At 41.0% G+C, this 23,854-nt stretch carries 24 protein-coding genes; 21 read left to right on the top strand and 3 right to left on the bottom strand.

The window, feature by feature from the left end:
• The 7 genes from AC1DPK_RS27940 to AC1DPK_RS27910 all read left to right on the top strand — a co-directional run.
• Window positions 1-185, top strand: a 185-nt coding sequence (locus tag AC1DPK_RS27940) for an IS3 family transposase (RefSeq protein WP_477512326.1), incomplete at its 5' end; no start/stop codon positions are given.
• A 402-nt stretch (window positions 186-587) separates the two neighbouring features.
• Window positions 588-1,076, top strand: a complete 489-nt coding sequence (locus AC1DPK_RS27935; RefSeq protein WP_477512325.1) for a GNAT family N-acetyltransferase — start codon at window positions 588-590, stop codon at window positions 1,074-1,076.
• Between the two features lie 374 nt (window positions 1,077-1,450).
• Window positions 1,451-2,320 carry an AraC family transcriptional regulator gene (locus AC1DPK_RS27930; protein ID WP_477512329.1) on the top strand — a complete coding sequence of 290 codons (870 nt, stop codon included), beginning with the start codon at window positions 1,451-1,453 and terminating at the stop codon, window positions 2,318-2,320.
• Window positions 2,321-2,970: 650 nt separating this feature from the next.
• A complete protein-coding gene (locus tag AC1DPK_RS27925) occupies window positions 2,971-3,867 on the top strand; it encodes an RCC1 domain-containing protein (RefSeq protein WP_477512324.1) in 897 nt (298 codons plus the stop codon).
• Window positions 3,868-4,099: 232 nt separating this feature from the next.
• A complete protein-coding gene (locus AC1DPK_RS27920) occupies window positions 4,100-4,567 on the top strand; it encodes a YdcF family protein (RefSeq protein WP_477512323.1) in 468 nt (155 codons plus the stop codon).
• A 363-nt stretch (window positions 4,568-4,930) separates the two neighbouring features.
• A complete protein-coding gene (locus tag AC1DPK_RS27915) occupies window positions 4,931-5,335 on the top strand; it encodes a GNAT family N-acetyltransferase (protein WP_477512322.1) in 405 nt (134 codons plus the stop codon).
• A gap of 167 nt (window positions 5,336-5,502) precedes the next feature.
• Window positions 5,503-6,039 (top strand): hypothetical protein, encoded by a 537-nt coding sequence (locus tag AC1DPK_RS27910; protein ID WP_477512321.1) that lies wholly within the window; start codon window positions 5,503-5,505, stop codon window positions 6,037-6,039.
• A 352-nt stretch (window positions 6,040-6,391) separates the two neighbouring features.
• Here the strand turns inward: AC1DPK_RS27910 and spoVB are convergent, their stop codons facing one another.
• Window positions 6,392-7,942, bottom strand: coding sequence for a stage V sporulation protein B (gene spoVB / locus AC1DPK_RS27905; RefSeq protein WP_441884577.1), 1,551 nt, complete (start codon window positions 7,940-7,942; stop codon window positions 6,392-6,394).
• Window positions 7,943-8,349: 407 nt separating this feature from the next.
• Here spoVB and AC1DPK_RS27900 point away from each other — a divergent pair, with 407 nt between their 5' ends.
• Window positions 8,350-9,852 carry an alpha/beta hydrolase family protein gene (locus AC1DPK_RS27900; protein ID WP_477512320.1) on the top strand — a complete coding sequence of 501 codons (1,503 nt, stop codon included), beginning with the start codon at window positions 8,350-8,352 and terminating at the stop codon, window positions 9,850-9,852.
• Window positions 9,853-10,328: 476 nt separating this feature from the next.
• Complete coding sequence (locus AC1DPK_RS27895) at window positions 10,329-11,504, top strand: DUF6688 domain-containing protein (protein WP_477512319.1); 1,176 nt, start codon at window positions 10,329-10,331, stop codon at window positions 11,502-11,504.
• Window positions 11,505-11,849: 345 nt separating this feature from the next.
• Here AC1DPK_RS27895 and AC1DPK_RS27890 read toward each other — a convergent pair whose 3' ends face one another.
• Both AC1DPK_RS27890 and AC1DPK_RS27885 read right to left on the bottom strand, forming a co-directional pair.
• The gene (locus AC1DPK_RS27890) at window positions 11,850-12,806 is read right to left on the bottom strand and encodes an ABC transporter permease (RefSeq protein WP_477512318.1); all 957 of its coding nucleotides are present in this window, start codon (window positions 12,804-12,806) and stop codon (window positions 11,850-11,852) included.
• On the bottom strand, window positions 12,799-13,719 hold the full coding sequence (locus tag AC1DPK_RS27885; protein ID WP_477512317.1) for an ABC transporter ATP-binding protein: 921 nt from the start codon (window positions 13,717-13,719) through the stop codon (window positions 12,799-12,801). Before AC1DPK_RS27885 ends, AC1DPK_RS27890 begins: the two co-directional genes overlap by 8 nt.
• 467 nt (window positions 13,720-14,186) lie before the next feature.
• On the opposite strand from AC1DPK_RS27885, the gene AC1DPK_RS27880 reads away from it, so the two are divergent.
• The 12 genes from AC1DPK_RS27880 to AC1DPK_RS27825 all read left to right on the top strand — a co-directional run bounded on the left by AC1DPK_RS27880 (window position 14,187) and on the right by AC1DPK_RS27825 (window position 23,759).
• A complete protein-coding gene (locus tag AC1DPK_RS27880) occupies window positions 14,187-14,675 on the top strand; it encodes a P-loop NTPase family protein (RefSeq protein WP_477512316.1) in 489 nt (162 codons plus the stop codon).
• Between the two features lie 146 nt (window positions 14,676-14,821).
• Entirely contained in the window at window positions 14,822-15,280 is a 459-nt protein-coding gene (locus AC1DPK_RS27875; RefSeq protein WP_477512315.1) for a hypothetical protein, read from the top strand.
• Window positions 15,281-16,229: 949 nt separating this feature from the next.
• Complete coding sequence (mle, locus tag AC1DPK_RS27870) at window positions 16,230-17,066, top strand: alpha/beta fold macrolide esterase (RefSeq protein WP_477512314.1); 837 nt, start codon at window positions 16,230-16,232, stop codon at window positions 17,064-17,066.
• 282 nt (window positions 17,067-17,348) lie between these two features.
• Window positions 17,349-17,618 (top strand): CD3324 family protein, encoded by a 270-nt coding sequence (locus AC1DPK_RS27865; protein ID WP_076270608.1) that lies wholly within the window; start codon window positions 17,349-17,351, stop codon window positions 17,616-17,618.
• 250 nt (window positions 17,619-17,868) lie between these two features.
• On the top strand, window positions 17,869-18,840 hold the full coding sequence (locus AC1DPK_RS27860; protein WP_477512313.1) for an alpha/beta hydrolase fold domain-containing protein: 972 nt from the start codon (window positions 17,869-17,871) through the stop codon (window positions 18,838-18,840).
• A 197-nt stretch (window positions 18,841-19,037) separates the two neighbouring features.
• Window positions 19,038-19,193, top strand: coding sequence for a hypothetical protein (locus AC1DPK_RS27855; RefSeq protein WP_477512312.1), 156 nt, complete (start codon window positions 19,038-19,040; stop codon window positions 19,191-19,193).
• Between the two features lie 38 nt (window positions 19,194-19,231).
• Window positions 19,232-19,927, top strand: coding sequence for a MerC domain-containing protein (locus AC1DPK_RS27850; protein WP_477512311.1), 696 nt, complete (start codon window positions 19,232-19,234; stop codon window positions 19,925-19,927).
• Between the two features lie 201 nt (window positions 19,928-20,128).
• The gene (locus AC1DPK_RS27845) at window positions 20,129-20,524 is read left to right on the top strand and encodes a MerR family transcriptional regulator (protein ID WP_441884600.1); all 396 of its coding nucleotides are present in this window, start codon (window positions 20,129-20,131) and stop codon (window positions 20,522-20,524) included.
• A gap of 3 nt (window positions 20,525-20,527) precedes the next feature.
• Window positions 20,528-21,355: an NmrA family NAD(P)-binding protein gene (locus AC1DPK_RS27840; RefSeq protein ID WP_477512310.1), complete on the top strand. Its 828-nt coding sequence runs from the start codon at window positions 20,528-20,530 to the stop codon at window positions 21,353-21,355.
• Between the two features lie 196 nt (window positions 21,356-21,551).
• Window positions 21,552-21,773, top strand: a complete 222-nt coding sequence (locus AC1DPK_RS27835; RefSeq protein ID WP_441884604.1) for a DUF7660 family protein — start codon at window positions 21,552-21,554, stop codon at window positions 21,771-21,773.
• Between the two features lie 559 nt (window positions 21,774-22,332).
• Window positions 22,333-22,791: a hypothetical protein gene (locus AC1DPK_RS27830; protein ID WP_441884606.1), complete on the top strand. Its 459-nt coding sequence runs from the start codon at window positions 22,333-22,335 to the stop codon at window positions 22,789-22,791.
• Window positions 22,792-22,970: 179 nt separating this feature from the next.
• The gene (locus AC1DPK_RS27825; RefSeq protein WP_441884608.1) at window positions 22,971-23,759 is read left to right on the top strand and encodes a GNAT family N-acetyltransferase; all 789 of its coding nucleotides are present in this window, start codon (window positions 22,971-22,973) and stop codon (window positions 23,757-23,759) included.
• Window positions 23,760-23,854: the final 95 nt, after the last annotated feature.

Below are 23,854 nucleotides of genomic sequence, written 5' to 3'. Positions count from 1 at the left end.
CCCCCATTGAATCGTTTCATTCCACACTAAAGTCTGAAACGTTCTACCTCGAAGGGTTGACCCATACAACGACTGCAATCGTTGAACAGACCGTTCGAGACTACATCACTTACTATAACGCAATTCGTATTCAAACGAAACTAAAGAACCAGTCGCCGATTGATTACAGGCGACTGGCCGTTTAAACTTGAAGGTGTTTTGATCCCTGTCTCACAAATGGGGGTCAGTCCCGAGGACAGAATGCTTTTTTTTCGAATGCACCGATACGAATTTACTATGGAAAAATTGGACATCTACGAACTTTTATCGAAGAAAGAATTAATAATGATGGCAAGACACTTTTGGCCGAAAATTTCGAGTTTACATGGATAAAAGAAGGCGTCGTTGCAATTATTCTTAAAGGAGAAGAGCAAGATGATAAAACATTAGAAATTACTTTTCCTAATTGACTTATTTGTGATGAGAAATTCAACATTTTTTCAAAATACTCAGAATATCGCTTGAGCTAACGGCCCGGATACTTGAATTTGAATCATTTGGCGAATAATATTAGAATTAAAATTACTTAGATACTGGAGAATGTAACAATGCAAATTCGTGCAATTGAAGAAAAGGACAATCAAACAATAGAGCGAATTATTAGACGCTCATTGGAATCATTTAACCTAAACATTCCTGGAACAGCATATTTTGACCCTCAACTCAGCAATCTGGCACAATATTACAAGGAACAACCAAATTCAAAGTACTGGGTTGTAGTGAATGAACAAAACGAAGTGGTAGGCGGTGTGGGGATTGCACCTTTTGGGCAGAAACCGGGAATTTGTGAGTTGCAAAAGCTATACATTACACCGGAAGCTCAGGGTATGGGTCTGTCAAGTGATCTTATGAAAGTAGCACTCGACTTCGCCAAGGAATACTATACACATTGTTATTTAGAAACATTGAAGAAACTTCAAGCAGCAAATCTCCTCTACATCAAATTAGGTTTCCAACAACTTGAAAAACCATTAGATGGTTCAGAGCATAATGCTACAGACGCTTGGTTTATAAAAGAGTTATCGATTTTGGATTAGTGCATTATCCCGAAGGTGATGTTAGCACATGGCTGGAGATTTTTGGGACGATAGTTCAATTAACTTTCAGATTTAATTAATTTAAAATAAAAAAAGTGATTCAGCTATTGGAACACGTTAGCGTGAAAACAATGAGTAGTCTGCCGCAGCAGCTGCTCATTGTTTTTTCTGTTACTCTACGGTTGTTTTTCATGTAGTCAATCCTATGGATTTGCCTTCTAATTTCAACGAGACAACAAAGGAGCACGGGGCCTTCCTACTAGACTTGTCTTCTGTTCACTGAGCTGAGAAAGAACCTACAGTATTGTGCAGTAAATGTCGGGAAGGGAATTACCTTCTCTGCTATGCTTTGAGTAACGAGGGGAGGCGATATGATGGATGTGCTGGCGAAACTGAACAAAGCTTTAAGCTATATTGAGGAGAATCTTACTGATCATGTGGACTATCAGGAGGCAGCGAAAATTGCCTGCTGTTCAGAATATCATTTTACACGAATGTTCTCATTCCTTGCAGGCATTACACTGTCGGAATACATCCGCCGAAGACGCCTAACTTTGGCAGCACTCGAGCTAAGCCACAGTGACATCAAGATCATCGATGCTGCGATAAAATACGGATATACCTCGCCGGATTCCTTTGCTAGGGCTTTCCAAAGCATGCATGGGATTAATCCCTCGGAAGCCCGAATCCATGGACAGTCCCTCAAAGCCTTCCCTCGGATGACGTTTCAACTGACTATCAAAGGAGGAAGTGAAATGAACTACCGAATTGAAGACAAAGAGGCTTTTCGCATCGTGGGAATCAAAAAAAGAGTGCCAATCGTATTTCAAGGGGTGAACCCGGAGATTGCATCGATGTTTGAAGGACTCACTCCAGAAATGATTGATAAGATTAAGAGTTATTCGAATGTTCAACCTTCAGGACTAATCAGTGCTTCCACGAATTTTAGTGAAGAGCGGTTTGAGGAGAAAGGAGAGCTCGATCATTACATTGGGGCGGCCACAACGAAAGATGGGGATGGCTTCGCCCAGTTGGAGGTGCAAGCCTCTACATGGGCTGTATTCACAGCCGTCGGCCCTTTTCCAAGTACGCTTCAAGAGATCTGGGGGCGCATTTATTCCGAATGGTTTCCATCCGCGGAATATGAGCTAAACAATGGGCCGGAAATGCTCTGGAATGAGCATAAAGATGTAGCATCACCGCAATTTAAAAGCGAAATATGGATACCCATCATAAAGAAGTAAGCGGCGGGAGCGTTTAATGAAGCAACAGAGAACTATAGTTAAATGATAGACAGTGATGGGCAGGTACTTCGGTAGCCTGCTCATTTCATTATTCTAACGGGAAAGATAGTGGAATTATTCCTTGGGGCAAACGTAAGATATGAATATCAATTTTGTGAAAAAAAGGGGTGATTTGGTGGTTATATTAGGAATTTTTGCAATTGTATTTTCGATTTTCTTCATATTTTTATTAATTTTTGGACTTATACAGTGCAGGAAAAATAACTTCATTGCAGGCTTTTACTTCTTTCTTATTATTTTAATATTGAAGATCTATGATTTTATTGCACCTTTTACAATAAGTCGACTCATTAATTCTTATGATGCGAACCGTACTACATTACCGCTTGGAATGACATTTGGAGAGATGATCACAATACTGAATATCATCCCTAGAATCATAGAAGTTGTTGCTTTTATCTTTCTAGTTGTCGGACTGTATCGAGTGTGGAGATCTAAGACACTAAAGCTATGAAACTGAGATAAGTGATTGTGCTAACGGGGAGGATCGTTTATTGAATGTGCGGAATACTTATAATGTTAGGTGTTTATGCAGTTCGCAAGAAGCATGATCTGATCAAAAAATAAGTTTTGTTTCAAGGAGGAAAAACATGGATTACACTTCACCATTTGAAGCGGCGTTAAAGGTGAAACGATGGCCTAAAGCTACAATAGCGACGGGTCGTCGACATACCGTTGGTCTCAAATCGGACGGAACGGTGACGGCAGTGGGTGATAATAAATATGGCCAATGTGAGGTGAGCGGCTGGAGCGATATTGTGGCGATTGCGGCAGGTAATGTTCATATGGCGACGAACACGGGTAATTCTCATACAATCGGGCTTAAATCTGATGGCACGGTGGTTGCTGTGGGTTGGAATAAGCATGACCAATGCAATGTAGATGACTGGAGCGATATTGTAGCGGTTGCGGCGGGATGGCGTCGTAGCGTGGGGCTTAAATCTGATGGCACGGTGGTGGCTGTGGGCCGAAATAATGAAGGCCAATGCAATGTAAGCGGCTGGAGTGATATGGTGGGAGTATCAGCTGGTGACTGGCATACCGTCGGGCTTAAATCGGACGGCTCGGTGATGATTGTGGGTAATAATCAGTATGGCCAATGTAATGTAAGCGACTGGCACGACATAGTGGCGGCAGCGGCAGGTTACCTTCATACCGTCGGGCTTAAATCTGACGGAACGGTGATGGCTGTGGGTTTGAATAAGCATGACCAATGCAATGTAAGCAGCTGGAGCAGTATTGTGGCGATAGCAGCGGGAAGTAATCATACAATCGGGCTTAAATCTAACGGCACGGTGGTCGCTCTGGGTAGGAATGAACATGGCCAATGCAATGTAAGTGGCTGGCGCGATATAGTGGCGGTAGCGGCGGGCTGCGCTCATACGCTCGGTCTTAAATCGGACGGCACGGTGGTTGCTGCAGGTGATAATGAATTTGCCCAATGCGATGTAAGCAGCTGGCGTGGCATTCAACTGCCGGGCAATTAGTTTCAATTTTGATAATACATATAAAGTTTTAAGTCGGTGGGACGTCTGCGTGGAATGTTTCATGCACCCTTGTGTGATAAAATTAGGGTATGATTATGGAGAAATATGAGAGAATGCAGGTGAGAGATTGAAATATATTTTCATTAAACGATTTGGAATATTAGTAGCAAGTCTTTGCATCTGGTTTATCATTCACACTACTTTCGTGATAATAGATGGGTTGAATGATAAATTGAAACCAGTTGAGGCAGCTGTAGTATTAGGAAATAAAGTAGAAGTTAATGGACAGCCTTCTGAGCGGTTAAAAGCAAGATTAGATAAGTCCGTAGAGCTTTATAAAGGGGGCTACTTTACTTTTATTATTGTAAGTGGCGGTATTGGTAAGGAAGGTTTCGATGAAGCAAAGGTTATGAAATCATACTTAATAGATAAAGGATTACCGGAAGATAAAATTATAGAGGATAATAATGGGTACAACTCATATATGACCGCCCAAAATACCAGCAAGATAATGGATGAATTAGATTTAGAGTCTGTGATGGTTATTACTCAATACTTTCATATATCTAGAACAAAATTAGCGTTTAGAAAAATGGATATTAAAGAAGTGTACTCAGCTCATGCCAAAGTCTTTGAGTTTAGAGATATTTACTCCTTAATACGAGAATTCCCAGCATATTATAAGTATCTCTTAAAATAATGAAATAAATAAAATGATAACCTTACCTGCATACAAGTAGGACGGAATCAGCTTCACATCTCGATAACTAACGGGCAGATTAACGCTATAAGCTTCTTAGGATTAGTAAGCTTAAATAAAAGAAGTATTCTCATGTGAATTCTCTAAAGTAAATAAATACAAATTCCACATCAGTTAATCCATTTTCTATAAATCTTTTTAATAGTATATTGAGGTAAATAAAGTGATTATTCACTTTGATAAATCCGAAATTCCTTTGTCGGTATCATTTTATGGCTTCGTAAGGATGGCAAAACCATCGAAGTATGGGAGTTTAAAACAGATGTTCTGGCGTAGTTAGTTTTATGAAAGGAAGGTATAGGGGTGAGTATTTATTACGCTTCAAGCAAAGAGGATATCACTAAGGATGCACTCCAAGAGTTATTTCTTTCGGTAGAATGGGAGTCTGGCAAGTATCCAAACGAGCTTTTACAAGCAATTGGAGGGTCTCATTCAATTGTTACCGCTTGGGAAGAAGGAAAGCTTGTCGGTTTAATAAATGCTTTGTCAGATGGTGTATTAACGGTATATTTTCATTATATGCTTATTAATCCGAGTTATCAGAATATAGGTATAGGTAAGGAAATGATGAATATAATGCTTGATAGATATAAAGGGTGTAAAACAAAAGTATTAATTTCTTATCCTCATGCAGTGGATTTCTATAATAAATTTGGCTTTAATACAGAGGATGGAGCTACACCAATGTTTATCTCAGAGTTGATATGATTGAACTAACAATGAACAATAGTTCAATAATTAAAGGGCTGCCGTTAATTAACGGACAGAATAATTTAATTACTTCACTAATACTTTAAGTATGGAGAATATGCGTAGTTTGTACAAGAGACGTTATATGAAAGGAAAGTAATACTTAAACTAAGGAGCGAATAGGTGTGATCATTCAATCTATCACAATATTATGGGATAAAAAGGTCAGAGGAGCTCCACACTCTACTTTGAGGAATAGATTTAGCAAGTCGTTCTCAATTCCAGATATGTTGATAAATTACATTGGAAGCACTACGATTCCTTTTCAGGAAATACTAATTACTCAAAATGAAAATGGATTTGAAATTGAAAGTAATAAAGTCGAGTATCTTGACTCACATCGAAATGATTGGAAGATAGCTAGTACTGAAATACAAAACAAGGATGACAAACTACAAGTATATTTTAAGTATTCTGATTCTTGTGGCAAACCTGTTCGTTATGATTCAAGATATCAATACTTATCTGAAAATGCGTTTATACTTCAAAGTAGTGAATATGGAAGGATTATCTATAACGGTAGATTAGTACACGAAGATACAGGAGATTGGATTTATCAGTTAAAGATATTGAATATTTATAATGGTCATAGTGATGACAAAGAGATTTTAACAAAGGAATCACCTTCGAAAGCTTATAAACAAATAGAAGTGCTTTTTTAGTATTTCACGAAGGCATTCCTATCATATAACATCATATTCACGCTTCGAGCCATTCGGATCTCGGTCCGGCAGAATTTAGAAGTTGATTCGAAGATGGTATTGGCAGCAGCAGGGAATTGGAATCAGACGAACATACCCTCACCGCATCACAGTTAGTTCAATAAAATAGCGACAGTCTAGGACTCTTTGTTTTCTCGTCCTTGGCTGTCGCTATTTCAATTTCTAAGTTCAGTCCAAAACTTATTTTATGGAGTCTAACGGTATGACAACTCGAAAAATCGGGTGGAATAAAGACATCCATTCTAATACTATTTATTCTTTTTACATATCGAATCATGACTGCTGCTTTTTCTTACCATGGAATTGAAAATTTATGACGTGTGCTTTTCCAATTCAACGTACCGGTCACGACTAGAGCAGCGAAATAAAGAAACAAGGAACAGAAGATTGAAATGATTACGCACCATAACTGCGGCATACCGTGGCTGACTAGCTGGTTATAGGTCAAGTGTCCGCAGATTGCCATTAGCATCATGCAGATCCCAACCTTGATATAAGGACGAATGCTCCCATAAAATCCGATCGAACTCGAGATGGAAAAAAAGTTCAATAGCGTTTGTATCAAAATGCCAATACCGATGCCGAACGCAACACCAACGATTCCTAATTGACTGCCTAACACGAAGACCGAGACACCCTTAAATACAGTAGCTATTACGTAATTCCATAGAGCTGCTTTCGCGCGACCGAGGCCAAGTAGAATCGCATGAAGTGGAGCATCGAAATAATGTAGAAAAAACATAGGCGCAAGTATTTTTAGAAGTAATCCTGCTTCAGGCGCATTATAGACTTGTGTCGTTAGTGGAGTTGCCCATTCGTACAGGATAACGGTTGCTGGCGCACCGATCAGAAGTCCCAATATCATAGCTTGATTCATCCGCTCATGTATGAGCAAACTGTTCTTGTTCACCGTGGCCTCACCAATCGCGGGAATAAGAGCGGTGGATAAGGATTGCGTGATAAAGCTCGGCATGAATAATAGCGGAAACACATAGCCGGCCAGCAGACCGAATTGCTTCGTGGCTAAAGCTGTGCCGATGCCGTACAGGCCCAGGCTGGTTGTAATAAGAAGCGGCTGGAAGGCGTTGTATAACGAATGAATGATACCATGACCAGTCGTCGGAAGTCCGATTTGCAGCAGCTCGGCGAGTGTGCTTCTTCCTTGCTTCAGATGGCTCGCCCAAGTCTCGCCCGATACCTTCGATTCACCATATAGCTTATAGCTTGTCATCAGAAATAAGAGGCTTATCGCTTCGCTGACGACAGAGGCAGCCATTGCACCAGCAGCTGCGTAAGCAATTCCGTAAGGCAGCAATAGGTGTACCAACGCTAGCACACAAGCGATTTGAACCGTATGCTCCAGCACATCGGAAGCTGCAATGGTCTTCATCTGCTGCATTCCCCGAAAATACCCCTTTAATACGGCGGAGACTGCGATAATCGGTGCGATGGGTGTAATCGCTAGCATGGCGTAATAAGCCCGCTGGTCGCTTAACAGAATTGACGCGATCCACTCTGATCCAAGTAACGATATGGTCGTTAGCGCTACGCTCAAAACGCCCGTAACTGCGAGCGAGACATACAGAATGCGCCTCACTTTCATCCGTTCGCCGCGTGCCTGGGCCTCTGCGACCAACTTGGAAATTGCCACCGGTAATCCAAGCTCCGTAATCGTAATGACGAGCGGAACAAGCGGATGCGCCATCATCAAGATGCCGATTCCCTCTGCGCCCAGTACGCGAGCTATATACATGCCGCTGATAAAACCTAGAATACGATTGATGAAAGCAGCAACAGACAAAACCAGAGTACCTCTCATAAACGATTGGCCGAGTTGTGACATGACTTGTGTCCTCCTGTTAATCGAATACATAAATGTATTCAAAAAATTGAAAAGCATGCGAACAAGCTCAAGACGCTAGCCAGGCGCCAGTGGTGTCATAAGAAAATAAAGTCTTAGGCAGACGATGCTTCATTAAGCTAACAGGTAAATAATCATCAGGACGAGGCTGCCGAAATAAATCGGCAGCCTCGTTGAGCTAACGGGCAGTTTATCAGGGTGGACAAGAAAAGTGAGCTGCACGATCAGTCTCACAAGTGGTATCCATGGTTACCACTTCATGGTTACGTGCTAAATAAGCGTCTTACAAAATTGTAAGGTAGATGTAAGGCAAAGCGATAGCTTAGGCCAGTTTGGCAGGATTATATTGGAATAAACAAAAATAGAAGTTTTTTAAAAGGAGAATCGAGATGAGGCTGTTTGAACTGTTGCTTTTATTGTCAAACATCGGCTTGTTTGCATTAACAGTCCTATTAAGAAAAGGACGGCGTAAAATTTCAGTATTCGTTGCAAGCGGGATCGCCACACTTTTACTAGTCATTCATTGGACGGTGGAAGGATACAGAGTTCAGCTATTCTTCCCGTATTGCATAACGATCATTTTTTTAGCCATTTCAGGTTATAGCTATTTTAAAAAAAACGTCCCAAAAAAAATCCCGCGATTCTTGTTGGGTTCAGCTAATACCGCTATAGGGCTAATGCTGGTCGTTACAGCGGGTCTCATGTATGCTTTTCCTGTATTTAAACTGCCTGAACCGACAGGCGAATTTAAGGTAGGAACGCAAACTTATCATTTTGTGGATACAGAGAGGGAAGAGATTTTTGACGAAGCCAGAGATGGTAAGAGAGAATTGATGGTTCAGGTATGGTATCCGGCTCAAGGTGGCACCGGGAAGTACGCTCCCTTTATTCCCGATCCCCAGATTTTACGTTATATGGCCGGGAATTATGGCCTTCCCGGGTTTACTCTTCAACACCTGAAGTACGTATCCAGTCATGCTTATTCGGGGGCCGAAGTTTCTTCGGCACAGGCTTCATACCCGCTGATCCTTGCCAATCCCGGGTTCGGCTCTTCCAGGTTCCTCCATACGTCGCAAGCCGAAAATCTCGCGAGTCACGGATATATCGTGGCAGTGATCGACCACACCTACAATACATTTGCAACCGAGTTTCCGGATGGTCGAATCACGACCAGCACAACCAACGACTTATTCTCGCCCGACCATGATTACCGGACGGAAAGCGGAAATCGCGACAAGTTGGGAAAAGTTTTAACCGACGATGTGGCGTTTACGCTGGACCAATTCGAGCTCATCCAATCGGGGCAGATTCCAAGTCATCTAAAAGGGAGGATTGATCTCGGACATGTCGGGGTGTTCGGTCATTCCATCGGAGGAGCGACGGCCTATGACGCTACTTACGATCCACGAATAACGGTTGGAATAGACTTGGATGGAGCGCTTTATCGACTGCGTGAGAGAGAGGGTCTGCGTAAGCCGTTTTTGTTCATGAACTCGCAAAGCGAATTCGAAAGATTAAAAATGGTGAAGGATAACCACGCCTATACGGAGGCAGAGCTTAAACGTATGGGCAACACAAGAGAGTGGATGGATCAAGTAACGGAAGATAAAAAGGTAGAGCTTGAACGGATGCGCGAAACGGTTGACGTAGGGGGACAATTCCTCTATATCGACAATACGGAGCATTTGAATTTTACCGACGTACAGTTCATTTCTCCGATTTTCAAAATTCTGGGAGTTACAGGGAAGATTGCGCCTGAAAGAGTGAACTCCGTTATCAATGCCTATATGCTGGATTTCTTCGGTATTTATCTAAAAAATCAAGGCGGAATCTTAATGAAAGGACCGGATAGCCGCTTTCCGGAGGTGAAGTTCGTAACCTCGCTGCTTTAATTCCGATATCAGGTCTCATATTAAGCGTTAAGGGCTGCCACATGGCAGCCCTACGCTGCGCTAACGGGCAGTAAGGACCAATAAATAGGAAAATATAAATGATCATTTTTCTCTTTTTTTGAATTATAAATTCAGAGTATCATTGACTAGATAAATGGTCAGTTCCTTACTTATATCAAAAAAAATCTTCGGAGGTGCAAACCGGACACGTTCATTTAATAACACAGCGTCAGTTTGACTTCGATTCCTCTCAAAAGACTGCATTTTTTAGGGTCAGTATCATACAGCGTCAAAAGGACTTTAGCATTCGCCGCTTCCAAAACTGCTTTCTTGAAATTTTGAAATCGGGCATTCAACGATGACGTCAACTTTACTGATTGCGGTGGCGAACCGCTAGAAGCCTTGTGTCGGCGAAACGACAAGCGCACCTGCCGCACAAGTCTTGTCCAATATCGACCGGAAGGAGCATCAAGAAAATGCTACTGTTGTTCACTCCGTTTCTTCTCCTAGCGTTCACCGCCCTCATTCGGGCGGTGTTTACGTTCGCGCGAAAAGCTGGGGAAAGCGAACAAGGCGAAGGATTGACGTTAACCCGGCTCGTAGACGGCATTCTACTTTCGATCGCCTCGTTTCTCCTGATCGTTGGCTTCATATTTGATGTGAAAGGGGTACCAGGAGGAGCGCCGTTGAAAATGTACTCAGAAACCGGAGAGCCATTATATGCATACGCATCTCTGTCCCACAAGCATAGTGCCGTACTTTGCGTAGACTGGTTGCTCGGCTTCTTTTCCTATTGGGCGCTGAGAATCTATCATAGGAAGCTTTCTCCAATTGTATATACTTGCTGCAACGTCTTTTTGGTTCTTTGCATTTCGCTGACCGCAGTCTATTTCATTCATACCGGCTTTTCCAATTACGATTTTAATGAGATCTTCTCCGTGTTGCTTCTTCAAACCGGGAGCTTAACGTCTTGCCTGCTGTATCTGGCGCAGCTCAAGCGCTCATTGGACGTATGGAAGGCGTTCGGAAGGGAGGAAGATGCGGAGACGATGCCCGCCTGGCAGCGGCCTCTGCATCGCTTCATCATCATGCGTCGCCGGGCAATTCCGGCGCTATGGATCGCACTGCTATTCCCCGTTCAGCTTGTTGTTCAATTGCTTCTAGTCTTGTTCGGGCAGCGGCCGGATGGTGTAGTTCGGGCGTTTCTGGATACGAGCGGCTTCTACTTATCGAGGCTGCCGGCGCCACCGCCGGAAATGGTGTCGGGGGATGGCCATTATTTGTGCACCGTCGCCGCTCTGGGACATCGATCCCTAGTCAAGCCGCTTAGGCCGGGAACCAGGCACGGCATGTCTATTACAGTGAATCGCCAGCTGATGATCGCTAACGCGTTCGAAAATGTGCTGGAACAGTACATGCCCGCCGGCCACCGGACGATTCGCCGACTATACGACAAATACGGCTATCCGGTAAGTCGGCAGATTCGCACGAAGACAGCAGCTGATGTGATCTATGTGGCGATGAAGCCGCTGGAATGGTTCTTTCTGCTCGTTCTGTATACCGTCGACATTCGCCCGGAAGACCGGATTCAAGTGCAATACAGTGGATTCGGTAAAAAGAGTAGTCGACCGGACGCCGAATTGACAGGGTAACGCTGAACATAAAGTATCGGAATGGAAAACAATATTATTTACTCAGCAATGAATCATGAGGCATTAATTTATTCAAGCGGATTTAAGCTAACGGATAACGTTAGTTCAATTAAGAACAAAGGCAATCGACCAAAATGATCGGTTGTCTTTTCTACACTAACGGTCGTAAACAAATATAATTTTGCAAAAGAATGATGATACTCTAAGTTTTTATCCACGTCCAAAATTAAAAGATCGGATATAGATCGTTTAACTAACTGGACAGGTTAGTTGGATAAAAACAAAAGAACCTCGGACACAGCTTATTTCAAGCAGTGCCCGAGGTTCTTAGTATTGGAATTGTCCTTAAGCGGCGACGTCGCGTCTCGTAAACAGTAACCAAGCTAAGAATTGGAATACGATGTAGTAGGCGACAAGTATCATAATCGAGAACGTCAACGTCATTTCCGGTCTTAGCGGCGTCGCACCTTGCATATATTGCGTCAGGTCGATGTTGGAGAAGAGCAAATACTTGACCCAGCTATAGCCGCTGAGAAGCGCCGATAGCGTATTGCCGACCAGCATGAACAGAAGCGAGAAGGCTATGGCCATCGAGGAGCTGCGGAACGTGGACGAAATCATGAAAGCCATCGTAACGTACATGAGCATGGATACGATCGAGAAAGCGTATTTCTCCAACGAATTCAACAAATAGGAACTTTCTTGGATAACTCCGCCATCGGTAATCGATATTTTCGCTTGGCTTGTTCCTTCGAAGCCTTCGAGAATACCGCCGGCCGCGTAAGCAGACGCAAATGTCAATATGAGCAGCAGAAGCGCGAACCCAAGCGTGGCGATGTATTTGCTGATCATAATTTTCGTGCGCGAAGCCGGACCGACAAGCAGCAGCTTGATCGTGCCCCAAGTAAATTCGGCCGCAATCATATCGGCAGCGATAATGACGGTTAGAATCGTCGCTAAAATAATTAAGTATGATGATGTATCTACATAATTCCACAATGACAATTCGTTAGGATTTGTATTTTGTTCCAAATAATATTCATTGAGCTTGATTTCGTTAGTGAAGTATGTTTTGTCCTCCTCCGAGAGTTCTTTGTTTTCTTGAAGCTCCTGCTGCATGTTGCTATTCCGTTCGGTCAGGTTGTTTTGCCAGTCGATCGTATTATTTTTGCCTGATTCCCACTTCATGATGCCGCTCATTAATGCGATTGTAAAAACGAGGAAGGCGATCATAAGCCATGTACGAGGACGACGATATATTTTCATATTTTCGTTTCGAATTAGATTAGACAGACTAGACAACCATCTCACCTCCGGTAATTTCCAAGAACTGTTCTTCAAGCGACTTCTGCGCCACTTGAATGCCGAGCACGTCAATCTCCGAGCTTACAAGCAGCCTTGTAATATCGGGGATGGCAGCTTTGTCAGCCGCAATTTCGAGCTGATTGCCTTTCACCGTAATGCGGGATGCATCGAAGATGGCGGATAGCAGCTGCTGAGCGGCAAGTAAATCGCCGACTTCGATAACAATCTTCGACTGTATCGAATCGCGAGTTTCCTGCAAAGAGCGAATATCGATGAGCTTGCCGGCTTGTATTATCGCAACCTGGTCGCACATAAGCTCCATTTCGGACAGAAGATGGGAAGAGACGATGACGGAGATGCCTTCTTCTCTCGTCAGCTTGCGCAAATAATCGCGCAGTTCTCGAATGCCTGCAGGGTCGAGCCCGTTTGTCGGCTCATCAAGGATGAGCAACGATGGACGATGCAGAATCGCTTGGGCAACGCCAAGCCGCTGCCTCATGCCGAGAGAGTAACGCTTAACCTTCTCGTGAATACGGTTCTGAAGTCCGAGAAGCTTAACGACCTCATTAATCCGTTCCTTCGTAATGCCTTTATGCCGACGGGCAAAATGAACAAGGTTTTGATAACCGGTCAAAAATTTATACATTTCCGGGTTTTCTACGATCGCTCCTACATGCGTCATAGCAAGCTCGAAGTGCTCGCGGACGGATATGCCTTTAATTAGGGCCTCGCCCTTCGACATCGATATCAAGCCAACGATCATCCGTATTGTTGTCGTCTTGCCGGCACCGTTCGGTCCGAGAAATCCGAATACTTCGCCTGCGGGTATATCGAAACTAAGATTGTCGACGATCTTACGTCCGCCAATCGATTTGGTCACGTTGCGAAGCTTCAAAACGGCTTCTGTCATGCGTTAAAACCTCCTAGTATTATCTTACATATGGAACTATACTGGAAGTTGCTTTGTCATAAAATAGACCTTTGATCAGGATTTCTCCCCTGCTTAGGTCGAGTATGAACGTTTTTCAAAGCATTTTTTAAACAAGTACTTAAAAATATGCTTGATAAAATAACTATGGATTATTTACAACATAATGAGGTATCTCTCGGATTTGTACTAGAGGGTATAGGTGCACTTTCTGATCATTACCCTGACTAGACAAAACCCGAAAGATGATCACTCTTTCTAAAGTGTCTATCTTTCGGGTTGCAGTTTAGCCACGGCAGCTGTTAATCTAACGGGCAGGTTACGCTAATGAGTATTCGTTCTATAACCGTGATCCGATATCTTGCCAAAATTGCATTAGAAGGAATCCCTGTTGTCAATAGAGAAGTCATTTAAATCAAATATGCTCGTTGCAGGGAGCTAGAATAGGAATGAAAAAGATCTTCATTATTGGAGTTGTAGCTAGTGGTAAGACGACATTGGCTAAACGCTTATCGCAGAAAGTTAGTGTACCTTGTTATGAACTTGACTCCATAGTCCATCATCAAACACCCATGGGACGATATAAACGTTCAGCAGAAGAACAAATTGAGGTTATAAAGGAAATAGATATACACGGTACATGGATATTTGAAGGAACAGATAGAGAGTCCTATCAATGTTTGTATGAAATGGCCGATACAATCATATTTCTTGATACTCCATTGTGGACGCGAAGGATAAGAATCCTAAAGAGATTTCTTAAGCAAAATCTTGGTATTGAAAAGTGTCATTATAAGCCAGACATCCTGATGTTGAAGATGATGTATAAATGGACAAAGGATTTTGAACAAAATAGAAGCGGTTTCGAAGCCAAGTTGAAAAAATACAAAGAGAAAGTGATTAGGTTAAGAAATAATAACAACCTGGACTTTACCTGAACGAATATGACTAAGGGATGGGGGACGTTAGTTGAACACCGAAGGGGCTGCCGCGTGGTAGCTCATCGTTAACAAGATACTGTTGTAAAATGAATACATTAATTGATCTAAAACAGTTGGTGTTTGTGATCTTTATAAGGAGTTTTATGAGAAAACTAAGAAAACACCTGTTGAATCTAGCTTTTGGTGAGTTAGTAGCGGCTATTTCTTTTTTTGTTGTATTTAAACTGTATCTAGATTTAGGATTCGCAAGCTTGCTTGCGTTTTCATTTCTTGTGTTGCAATTAATTCAAGGTGTGCTGTATTGGGTATTTAGATCTCAATCATTAGGTAAAGAGAAATCATTGTTAATGCGGAAAATCCTAATCATGCTTAGAAGAATTAATTTTCTTTTGGCTGTGATAATTGTTATTTTGTTGTTAATGCTTGCACAGAATAAAAGAGACTTATTTTTTGGTATGTTGATTTATGTTTTTTCCGTGATAGAATACATAAATTACTATTGGTATCGTTTAAGCTATGGGAAGTCGGGTTTCAATATTAAATTGCTTATTCAAGCTGGTTTAAAGCCTTCGATTATTCATAAATTAATAAAAAGAAAATAATTCTCTAAACTATCGGATAATAAGAATTCATTCACAAAGGGCTACCGCTATAAGCGATAGCCTTTTCAGCTAAATGTCCGGATAGCGGTTGTTATCGACATGTTCCAGATCAATCGATGTATTAGTATATAATGATAATTGAATAGGAGGGCGTTATCTAAATGGTATATATAGAAACAGGAATAAAACTATTTGTGTTTATAATAGTTATTTCTTTATTCTTTAGTTTGGTACGGTTCCTTGTCCAAAAATATCTAAGTGATTTCTTTCAAGGTTTCTCTGAAAAAACAATAAAAGTATTTAGGTTACTTAAAGGAAAGATTCAAAAAACAGGCTGACCATATGATTAGCGTTTTGAGAAACCGATCTATTTTAAGCATATGCCCAATAATGCTGAGCGTAGAAAAAACGTCAAATTGTTGGCGCTGCGCTATTTATCTGGCAGGGTATGTAAATCAATTTGCGAAAATTTCAAAAAACATAAGGGAAGAGGCAACATAGCTTTTTGAAACTAGGATAAAGGTTAACACAAAGGAAACCGCCTAGTATTTGACATATGACTTTGCCATATGTTAGCATAAATTTAACTTATACGAACGGAGGGGTTACGTGTGTTGATCTAATTCTTCGATACTTTTTGCACAATGAATTGGTTTGTGGTTTAAGACTATTTTGTGTGCATCGTAATCGAAGATTAGTTTGCCTTCACGGTAACCTAGTTTAGTTTTATATCATTGGGGAGAGGGGGAACCCTACCTTTATGCCATATAAACTAGATACAAAGGAAATGGATTGAACCTTTTATGATCTACCCGATGATTGGACTGATAGTCTTCCATAGGGTAATCATAATACTGTGTTCATTCTCAAATTCTTTTTCGATTACAGTATGCGCACAGGCCTATGGCCTGTGTTTTTTTATTTTGTAAGAAATATTGGAGGGTTCCATATGAACGAACAACTAATAAAAGTAGATGGGATTAATATATGTGCAGACAGTTTCGGAAATCCAGATCATCCGGCCATCTTGCTAATTATGGGGGCTCAATCCTCCTTGATTTGGTGGGAAGAAGAATTTTGTCAGCGTTTGGCAGATGCAGGACGTTTTATCATTCGTTATGATAACCGAGATGTTGGACGTTCAACAACTTATGAGCCTGGTCAACCGGGTTATACTTTTGAAGATATGGCAGATGATGCAATAAGAGTATTGGATGCTTATAAGATTGAGCAAGCTCATATCATAGGCATGTCCATGGGCGGTATGTTGACTCAAATGATCGCTCTGCGGCATCCGGAGAGGGTTAAAACCATTACCCTCGTTTCAACGTCCAATTTTGCTCCGCATCTCCCTCCGATGGAGGAAAGGGTTATGGAGTTTTTCTCGAATATGGGGGCTGTAGATTGGACGAACAAACAATCGGTAGTCGAATTTGCCATTAATAGATCAAAGATTCTGGTCGGTTCAAAGCATGTTTTTGATGAGAAGAGCATTGGCGCATTGGCGGAAAAAGAATTTGTTAGAAGCAACAATATCGCCAGCATGGGTAATCACGCCTTATTGGCAGGTGGGGAATCCTATCTGGTTAGGACGAGTGAAATCATTGCACCTACTCTGATTGTACACGGTACTGAAGATCCCATTATCCCTTATAAACATGGAGAAAATCTTGCTAATGAAATTCCGGATGCGGTTTTACTGACATTGGAGGGTAGTGGACATGAACTTCATTATGATGACTGGGATATAATAATTACTTCTATTTCCAAGCACACATCAATATGAAATTAATACAAGCCGATTTATCGTATGGTTAAAGGCTTATTTCATGTTTTCTCTATGCGGATCTTCTCCATTTGAAGTTATGTTATACTTGTTAGGAAAAGGGGGTGCTTACTGATGGAAAATCTCTTAAGATTATCTGGTACTTCTTCCACTCATGCAAAGCCTGTTATTGGAAAAGCGTTACTTTGCGTGGGGCGAAACATTTTATAGCGCTGAATAAGCTTTTCTAATATTTTGGCTTTGCACCTTATTTTTAATTGTCAAAATAAGGAGCGGGCGAAGTTGAAATATATTAATGCAACAAAGATATTGCCTGAAGAGCTAATTATGGAAATTCAAAAGTATGTTCAAGGAGAGGCTCTTTACATTCCTAAGCAAGAAAAGGAATATAAAAACTGGGGAAGCTTGAGCGGTGGTAGACAATTACTGGATCAGCGAAATGCCGCTATTAGAAATGCTTTTATGAGTAAGAGTAGTATCGAGCAGCTTTCGAAGGAATATTTCCTCTCCATAGATACGATTAAGAGAATTGTGTATTCACATAATGAATAAAGAATAACGGGCACTGGTGAGAATTTCTCATCAGTGCCTTTTTTGTGTTAACAATGAATCTAAGCCATTGTTGACATATGAATAGCTGTCTACATTATTTAAAATAGGTTTAGCATGTGAGAGTGTACATGATAGTTGGAAATTAGCTGACGAAAGAAAGTTAGAAAGGGCTCTGATTTGTGCATAAAACGATGAGCAGCACATCATAATGAATGATGTGTATAAATAGAAAGCGAGGAAATTAAAAATCATGAGTGAGCAAAAAAACAGAAGCAGACATTTAGTTGATCAAGAAATTATCAGCGCTGTTGATTTATTTCCAACAACTGATCTTTCTGAATCAATGTTAATAGAATCGCGCACAAATCAAGCAAAAATGCTGCCGCAAATAGATGTTACGCAGTTGTTCCCAGTTACTTTTGAAGAAAAAACAGTACCAAGTTATTTTGGAGGCCCAGATATTCGCATAGAGATCATTAAACCAATCCAGCCAAAGCACAAGAAGTTGCCATTATTTTATTCTATTCACGGCGGCGGTATGGTTATGGGAAGTCCGATTGGTGATCGTACAGCTAATGCTTCGCTTGCTTCCCAGCATGGTTTTTGCTGTGTATCTGTCTATTATCGCTTGGCACCAGAGCATGCTCAGCCTAGTCAGCTACAGGATTGTTATTCGGGCCTTAAATGGTGTATTGAGCATGCTAAGGAATTAGCGATCGATTCTCAAAAAGTGGCCATATCCGGCAGCAGCGCAGGTGGAGGATTAGCAGCGGGTCTAGCCATTTACATTCGTGACCAAAAGGAATTTGATATTCATCATCTAAGGCTGCGTAATCCAATGCTTGATGACCGTACAAGTTTTGCGCCAGAACATCCCTATGCGGGTGAGTTTGTTTGGACAAAAGGAAGCAATTATTTTGGCTGGAAATCTGTTTTAGGGCATGAACCCGGTCATGAAGAGGTTAGTGAGTATTACGTGCCTGCGCGTGCAAAATCACTAGCCGGTTTGCCACCCACTTATATAAGTATAGGCAGCATTGATTTATTCATCGATGAAGCCTTATTATTTGCAAAACAACTGGTCTTTGATGGTGTGTTAGTGGAATTACATGTATACCCTGGGTACCATCATTTGTCCCCGATGTTTCCAGATGCTCATTTTTCAATAGAAGGCTTCAAATCCAGTGAATGGGCTTTGCTGAAGGCGCTGAATTTACTTTAAAGCGGAACGAATTTATGGCGAAGCCAATAGGGAACCAAAAAAGTCGAAATTTTGACCCAATCAAACTGAAAATAAACCTCTCTGCAGGATGCTGCGGGGAGGTTTTTTTGCTCATTCTTGTTATTAAGCTAACGAGCAGGATAGTTCAGTATATCTAACGAATTTTTAAATTACTAATTGTTATCGAGATTCTTTAGATGGAAAGATGGCACTTCAACCCTCATATGCCTAAGAACGGCGAACGATTGATTAAATATGCAATTGCAAATGGGTGGGATTATTATTTAGATAAGAAGCCGCTGATAGTCGAACAAGGTCATGGCAAACAAGAACGCATTAGAATACAACAATAGGGCTGGCATAGTATAACCATGAGGGGTGAGTAAAATACATGTATATAATCTCGGCTGTATTGTATTTCCTGACGCATCACCCGTTCTGGTCATTGTTGATAATCTTATTTTTCAGCTTTGCCATGGGGATCTTCTTATCGATATGGCGTAATCATGGAAAATGGTTTTTCATACTGCCGTCTTTGGGGCTTCTGGCAGCAATTCTCAACATTTTTATCACGCATTATCTAAACTCATTATTTCTTAACGCAGTTGGAACGGAAAGTACTGCAATCATTGTTTACGCAGAGGAAACTAACTCCCTTTACAATGATCAATATGTTTGGAAGTACGAAGCGGTCCTCAAAACCTCCGAGGGGCAAGATATGGAGGCGAGTTTCACTACCATGTCCGCCAGTATTTATCCGCTGCGTAATGCCATTCTTATTCCGCCTAAGGATGAAGTTTTCGTCGCCAAGTATGTTCCAGGTTTCGAACGTAATCTCCTCATCATGAGCGATAAGTCAGAATACGGGAAGAAATGGATAATCAATAAGGATTTGAAACCGATTATAAAAGCTGAAGCCAAGCTTGCAACAAACTCCGGCAACTCAAAATTCATTTCGCAATACCGCCAAGCGCTTCAAGCGTTCATCGAAAAACACCGCAATGGGCCAGATTCAGCCCTAATTCGTCAGTATGAGCAAAAACTCGAAGTACTTGAGGCGATGGAACGTGAGAGACAATCTGAATAGTATTGAAGGGTTCTAATTATTTTTATAACAAGGCTGGCTACGGATATATTGGTTGTTGAGATAACGGGATACAATAGTTGAAATATAAAAAATGTGAGCAGACACTGTGGTGGCCTGCTCATTTTATTAAAAGGGACTTGACTATAACACTAGTGTCATACTTTATGATGAACTAAGAATACAAAGAAAGGAGGTTGAGCTATGAAAATGAAAATAAGTCAAATAGCGAAACAGACCGGCACTAGTATTCGATCCTTAAGACATTACGAGAAAAAAGGGTTGATAACCGCTTCTCGTCTCGACAATAATTATCGCGAATTTGATGATTCTATTGTCGAAGTCATTCATACGATTCAACTCTATCTTAATTTAGGACTTACAACGGATCAGATAAAAGATATTATGTATTGCCAATATCCCGATAACGACGAATTCGGCGAAAAAGATGAGTATTGTGATGAATTACTTCAAATCTATGAAACAAAACTGGATGAAGTTATTCGACAACAGAATGTTTTAGCAGATGCGGAATTAAGCTTGAAAAAGCAAATCAATTTAATGAAAAACCACCAAGATAAAAGAAATCAAGGAGGCTGAGCCATGACGGTTTTAGTAACAGGAGCAACCGGAAATGTGGGTCGCTATATCGTTGAAGAACTCGTCCGAACAGGTCATAATGTGCGTGCGTTGACGCGTAACCCGGCAAAAGCAAATTTCCCCAAAGAGGTTGAGGTCGTATATGGCGATCTTGCTTCTCCAGAGTCTCTTGTGCCCGTGCTGAAGGGCGTTACAAGCATGCACTTAATCACTTTTAACAGTGAAGGTTTTGGCCCGCTGCAGACTGGACCCGAAATTGTTGAACTGGCCAAGAAAGCTGGAGTAGAACGAGTCACAGTATTGTGGAGCGGTGTGAACGGACCCGTGGAGCAGGCCGTGGAAGCGAGCGGCTTGGAGTGGACCTTTCTCCAGCCGCCTCCAGAGTTTATGTCCAATACACTTATCTGGGCAGAGTCCATTCGCTCGGAAGGCATTGTGAAGGAGCCGTTTGCTGATTCTTTGGATGCGATGATTCACCCGGCCGACATCGCTAGTGTCGCTGCAACCGCACTGACCAATACCGGTCATGCAGGTAAAATCTATACGTTGACTGGACCTGAAGTGTTAACGATACCAGAAAAGGTTCGCACGATCAGTACTGCAATCGGGAAGGATATCCAATTCGTCGTGCTCACCGAAGAGCAAGCGCGCGAACGCATGCGGAATATGGGAGCTCAAGAGGATGTTATTAACTTTGTAATAGGCTGGCATGCCAACCCTCCTAAATCTGCGTATACAGTGGTTCCTACCGTCGAACAGGTCACTGGCCGCCCAGCACGCACCTTTGCCCAGTGGGTGTCTGAGCATGTGCAATATTTTAAAAATCAATAATTTGAGATGTTACAAAGCAGCAACTATAACGGAATGAGAAGATATTTTATTAGAGAGAACTTCTCTGCAGGGTACTGCGGGGAAGTTTTTTTGCTTATTCTTGTTTTTTACTGTCGGGCAGTATGGTTCCAATATGTGTTAAAATTGGGTAACAAAAAAATAAAACTAACAATTTTTCCTGAGGTGATTCAGTACAATGAGCTTAAACCCTTATGAGGTAAAAACAAAAGAGGATATGCTTCATTTTGTAGCTTCTTTAATGAGCGATTTGGATACAAATAAAAATGATTGGGAAAATCCGAATTTGGAATCATTTTTAGAAGGGATGAAGGCGTGGCTTGAAGATTCAGGGACTAATCTTGAGCCAGATTGGCGTACTTTCGCAATTATTCTCTCTGCCGGAAAATCCTACGAGTGATGATTATTTATTAGTCCAATTTTGATAGATTAATTTACTTTGAGAGCACCTTAATGCAATGATCACAAACTTTTTAAATAAGACGTTATAATGGAAGGAAATTTAATACGTATCACTATACTCCCACATCGGCAGCTAGTTCCTTGATCCATATGATGGATCAGTCTGTTATGCATGAACAAAATCATATATTGTAAAATAAGGTAAAGATATATTTGGAGGAARACAATTTGACTTTTGAACTGGTTATGATTATTGTTTTATTTCTTTTAAATATTCCAATATATAAATTTCTGTTCCGTATTTTCTTTGTGGATGAAAATGATTATAACGAATCTATTCGGCATACGTTCACTCCTAACATAATCTCATTTTTTAGAGGGGAATACTGGAAGGATAGAATTAACACAGCGAGACTTCAGTTTTTTATACTTTTTTGCATAGGAATAGTTGTGTTGGAATACATCGTTTTGAATAAGCTAATCGATGTTTTTCGTTAGCTTGATTGAACGATCAACAATTGTAAATTGTTCACTTTCCATATTTGGAGGCGATTACTGTGGCTATCGGAGATTATCAGTTTATTCTATTTCCATTTGGAAATGAACCAACCGTTACTGAAGATGGGATGGAGTTTGTTGGGCAGAATAATTTCGACTTTGTTCAAACAGTAGAATTACTCAAAAACTCAGCTTATATAAAGAATGAACCAACTTTGAAATCTTGGAATTCATTTAATGATGCGTGTTATTTTCTCTATGATGATGGGATATACAAAGTTGAGATCGAACTAAATACAGGAACCGAATCAGAAAAGGCTGAAGAGATATCTGTCAGAACTAATGTTTATAATGGAGAGGGTAGTGTAACAGAAGCATTACGAATATGTAGGTTGTTATGCGCTTCCTTGAATTTGAATTGCTGGAGCATGAAACTTCGTAAACTAGTTGATTTGAATAATGAAGATGATATGAAATCTACAATAAATCATTTTAATAAGCTAAGAAATAAGGACTAGCTCCCTAAAATTTGTTTAACTAACAGGAAACATTAGTTAAATAACATAAATGGATGATCAGGCGCTTCAATGGCCTGCTAATTTTATTAATCTAATGGGTAGATCAAAAAATTAATGGTAACTGAATCTATGATCGAAAAATAATGAAAGCATATTTAATGAGGTGGGTTATGCTCGAGTTGAGTAGGAACGAATTTACTAAAGTATTACCGATGTTTTCAAAAATCCAAAACAAAGCAGTCTTTGCCTTTTCTGTAATTGAACATGTGCAAAATGGAAGGATATTTGTAAACAGTAGATTATATCCGTCTGCTGCTTTTCTTACAAGTTGCGGTGGATTTTATTGTTTAGTTGGTAATGCCTCAGATTGCAGATTTAATGATGCTGTAGCGAACTTTCTAAATCATAAGGACAACCACATTGGGTTCTATGCACTGGCGATGTTCACAGACGAATGGGAAAGAGCTTTCCAGAAATATCAACTAGAACATGCAAATAAAATAAAACGTACTTATTTCCGATTTAATGATCAAAAGTTTATTGAAAATAGTAAAGACATACATATAAACATCGATGAAGGACTGCAATATGAAGCGCTAAACGATGATATCTCGAATAGATATCGCGAGGATTTCTACACATACTATAAGCTAGTGTGGGATTCCAACGAGCATTTTAATGAGCGCGGCATCGGACATTTTATTACAAAAGAGAATAAAATCATAAGCGTTTGTTCATCTCCTTACGTTGGCAGAGGTTTTGCTGAGATTGATATTATTACAATTGAGGAACATAAATGTAGAGGGCTCGCGACAAAAGTTGGTATCGAGTTTATCAATGAATGTCGGAGTAAAAGACTACTACCAAACTGGAGTTGTCATTCAGATAATCAAGCATCGATATCTCTTGCCAATAAACTTGGATTTGATCAAATCGCAGAGCATCCGATGTATTGGTATAGCATGTAGCGTGGCGAGAACCCATTGACGTACGGAGCGCTTTGAAAGCGAGGACATCTCAGATATTTAAAGGTTGGCAGCATGATCAATATAGGGAAAAGAAA

The organism is Paenibacillus sp. 01T424, assembly GCF_056398745.1.
Note: the sequence above shows the minus strand (reverse complement) of the source record. Positions and strands in the feature narration are given on the sequence as shown.

Coding starts and splice junctions, on each gene's coding strand:
- AC1DPK_RS27935 (WP_477512325.1), top strand. CDS start 588: ATGCAAATTCGTGCAATTGAAGAAAAGGACAATCAAACAATAGAGCGA.
- AC1DPK_RS27930 (WP_477512329.1), top strand. CDS start 1,451: ATGGATGTGCTGGCGAAACTGAACAAAGCTTTAAGCTATATTGAGGAG.
- AC1DPK_RS27925 (WP_477512324.1), top strand. CDS start 2,971: ATGGATTACACTTCACCATTTGAAGCGGCGTTAAAGGTGAAACGATGG.
- spoVB (WP_441884577.1), bottom strand. CDS start 7,942: ATGTCACAACTCGGCCAATCGTTTATGAGAGGTACTCTGGTTTTGTCT.
- AC1DPK_RS27900 (WP_477512320.1), top strand. CDS start 8,350: ATGAGGCTGTTTGAACTGTTGCTTTTATTGTCAAACATCGGCTTGTTT.
- AC1DPK_RS27895 (WP_477512319.1), top strand. CDS start 10,329: ATGCTACTGTTGTTCACTCCGTTTCTTCTCCTAGCGTTCACCGCCCTC.
- AC1DPK_RS27885 (WP_477512317.1), bottom strand. CDS start 13,719: ATGACAGAAGCCGTTTTGAAGCTTCGCAACGTGACCAAATCGATTGGC.
- AC1DPK_RS27880 (WP_477512316.1), top strand. CDS start 14,187: ATGAAAAAGATCTTCATTATTGGAGTTGTAGCTAGTGGTAAGACGACA.
- AC1DPK_RS27875 (WP_477512315.1), top strand. CDS start 14,822: ATGAGAAAACTAAGAAAACACCTGTTGAATCTAGCTTTTGGTGAGTTA.
- mle (WP_477512314.1), top strand. CDS start 16,230: ATGAACGAACAACTAATAAAAGTAGATGGGATTAATATATGTGCAGAC.
- AC1DPK_RS27860 (WP_477512313.1), top strand. CDS start 17,869: ATGAGTGAGCAAAAAAACAGAAGCAGACATTTAGTTGATCAAGAAATT.
- AC1DPK_RS27855 (WP_477512312.1), top strand. CDS start 19,038: ATGGAAAGATGGCACTTCAACCCTCATATGCCTAAGAACGGCGAACGA.
- AC1DPK_RS27850 (WP_477512311.1), top strand. CDS start 19,232: ATGTATATAATCTCGGCTGTATTGTATTTCCTGACGCATCACCCGTTC.
- AC1DPK_RS27845 (WP_441884600.1), top strand. CDS start 20,129: ATGAAAATGAAAATAAGTCAAATAGCGAAACAGACCGGCACTAGTATT.
- AC1DPK_RS27840 (WP_477512310.1), top strand. CDS start 20,528: ATGACGGTTTTAGTAACAGGAGCAACCGGAAATGTGGGTCGCTATATC.
- AC1DPK_RS27835 (WP_441884604.1), top strand. CDS start 21,552: ATGAGCTTAAACCCTTATGAGGTAAAAACAAAAGAGGATATGCTTCAT.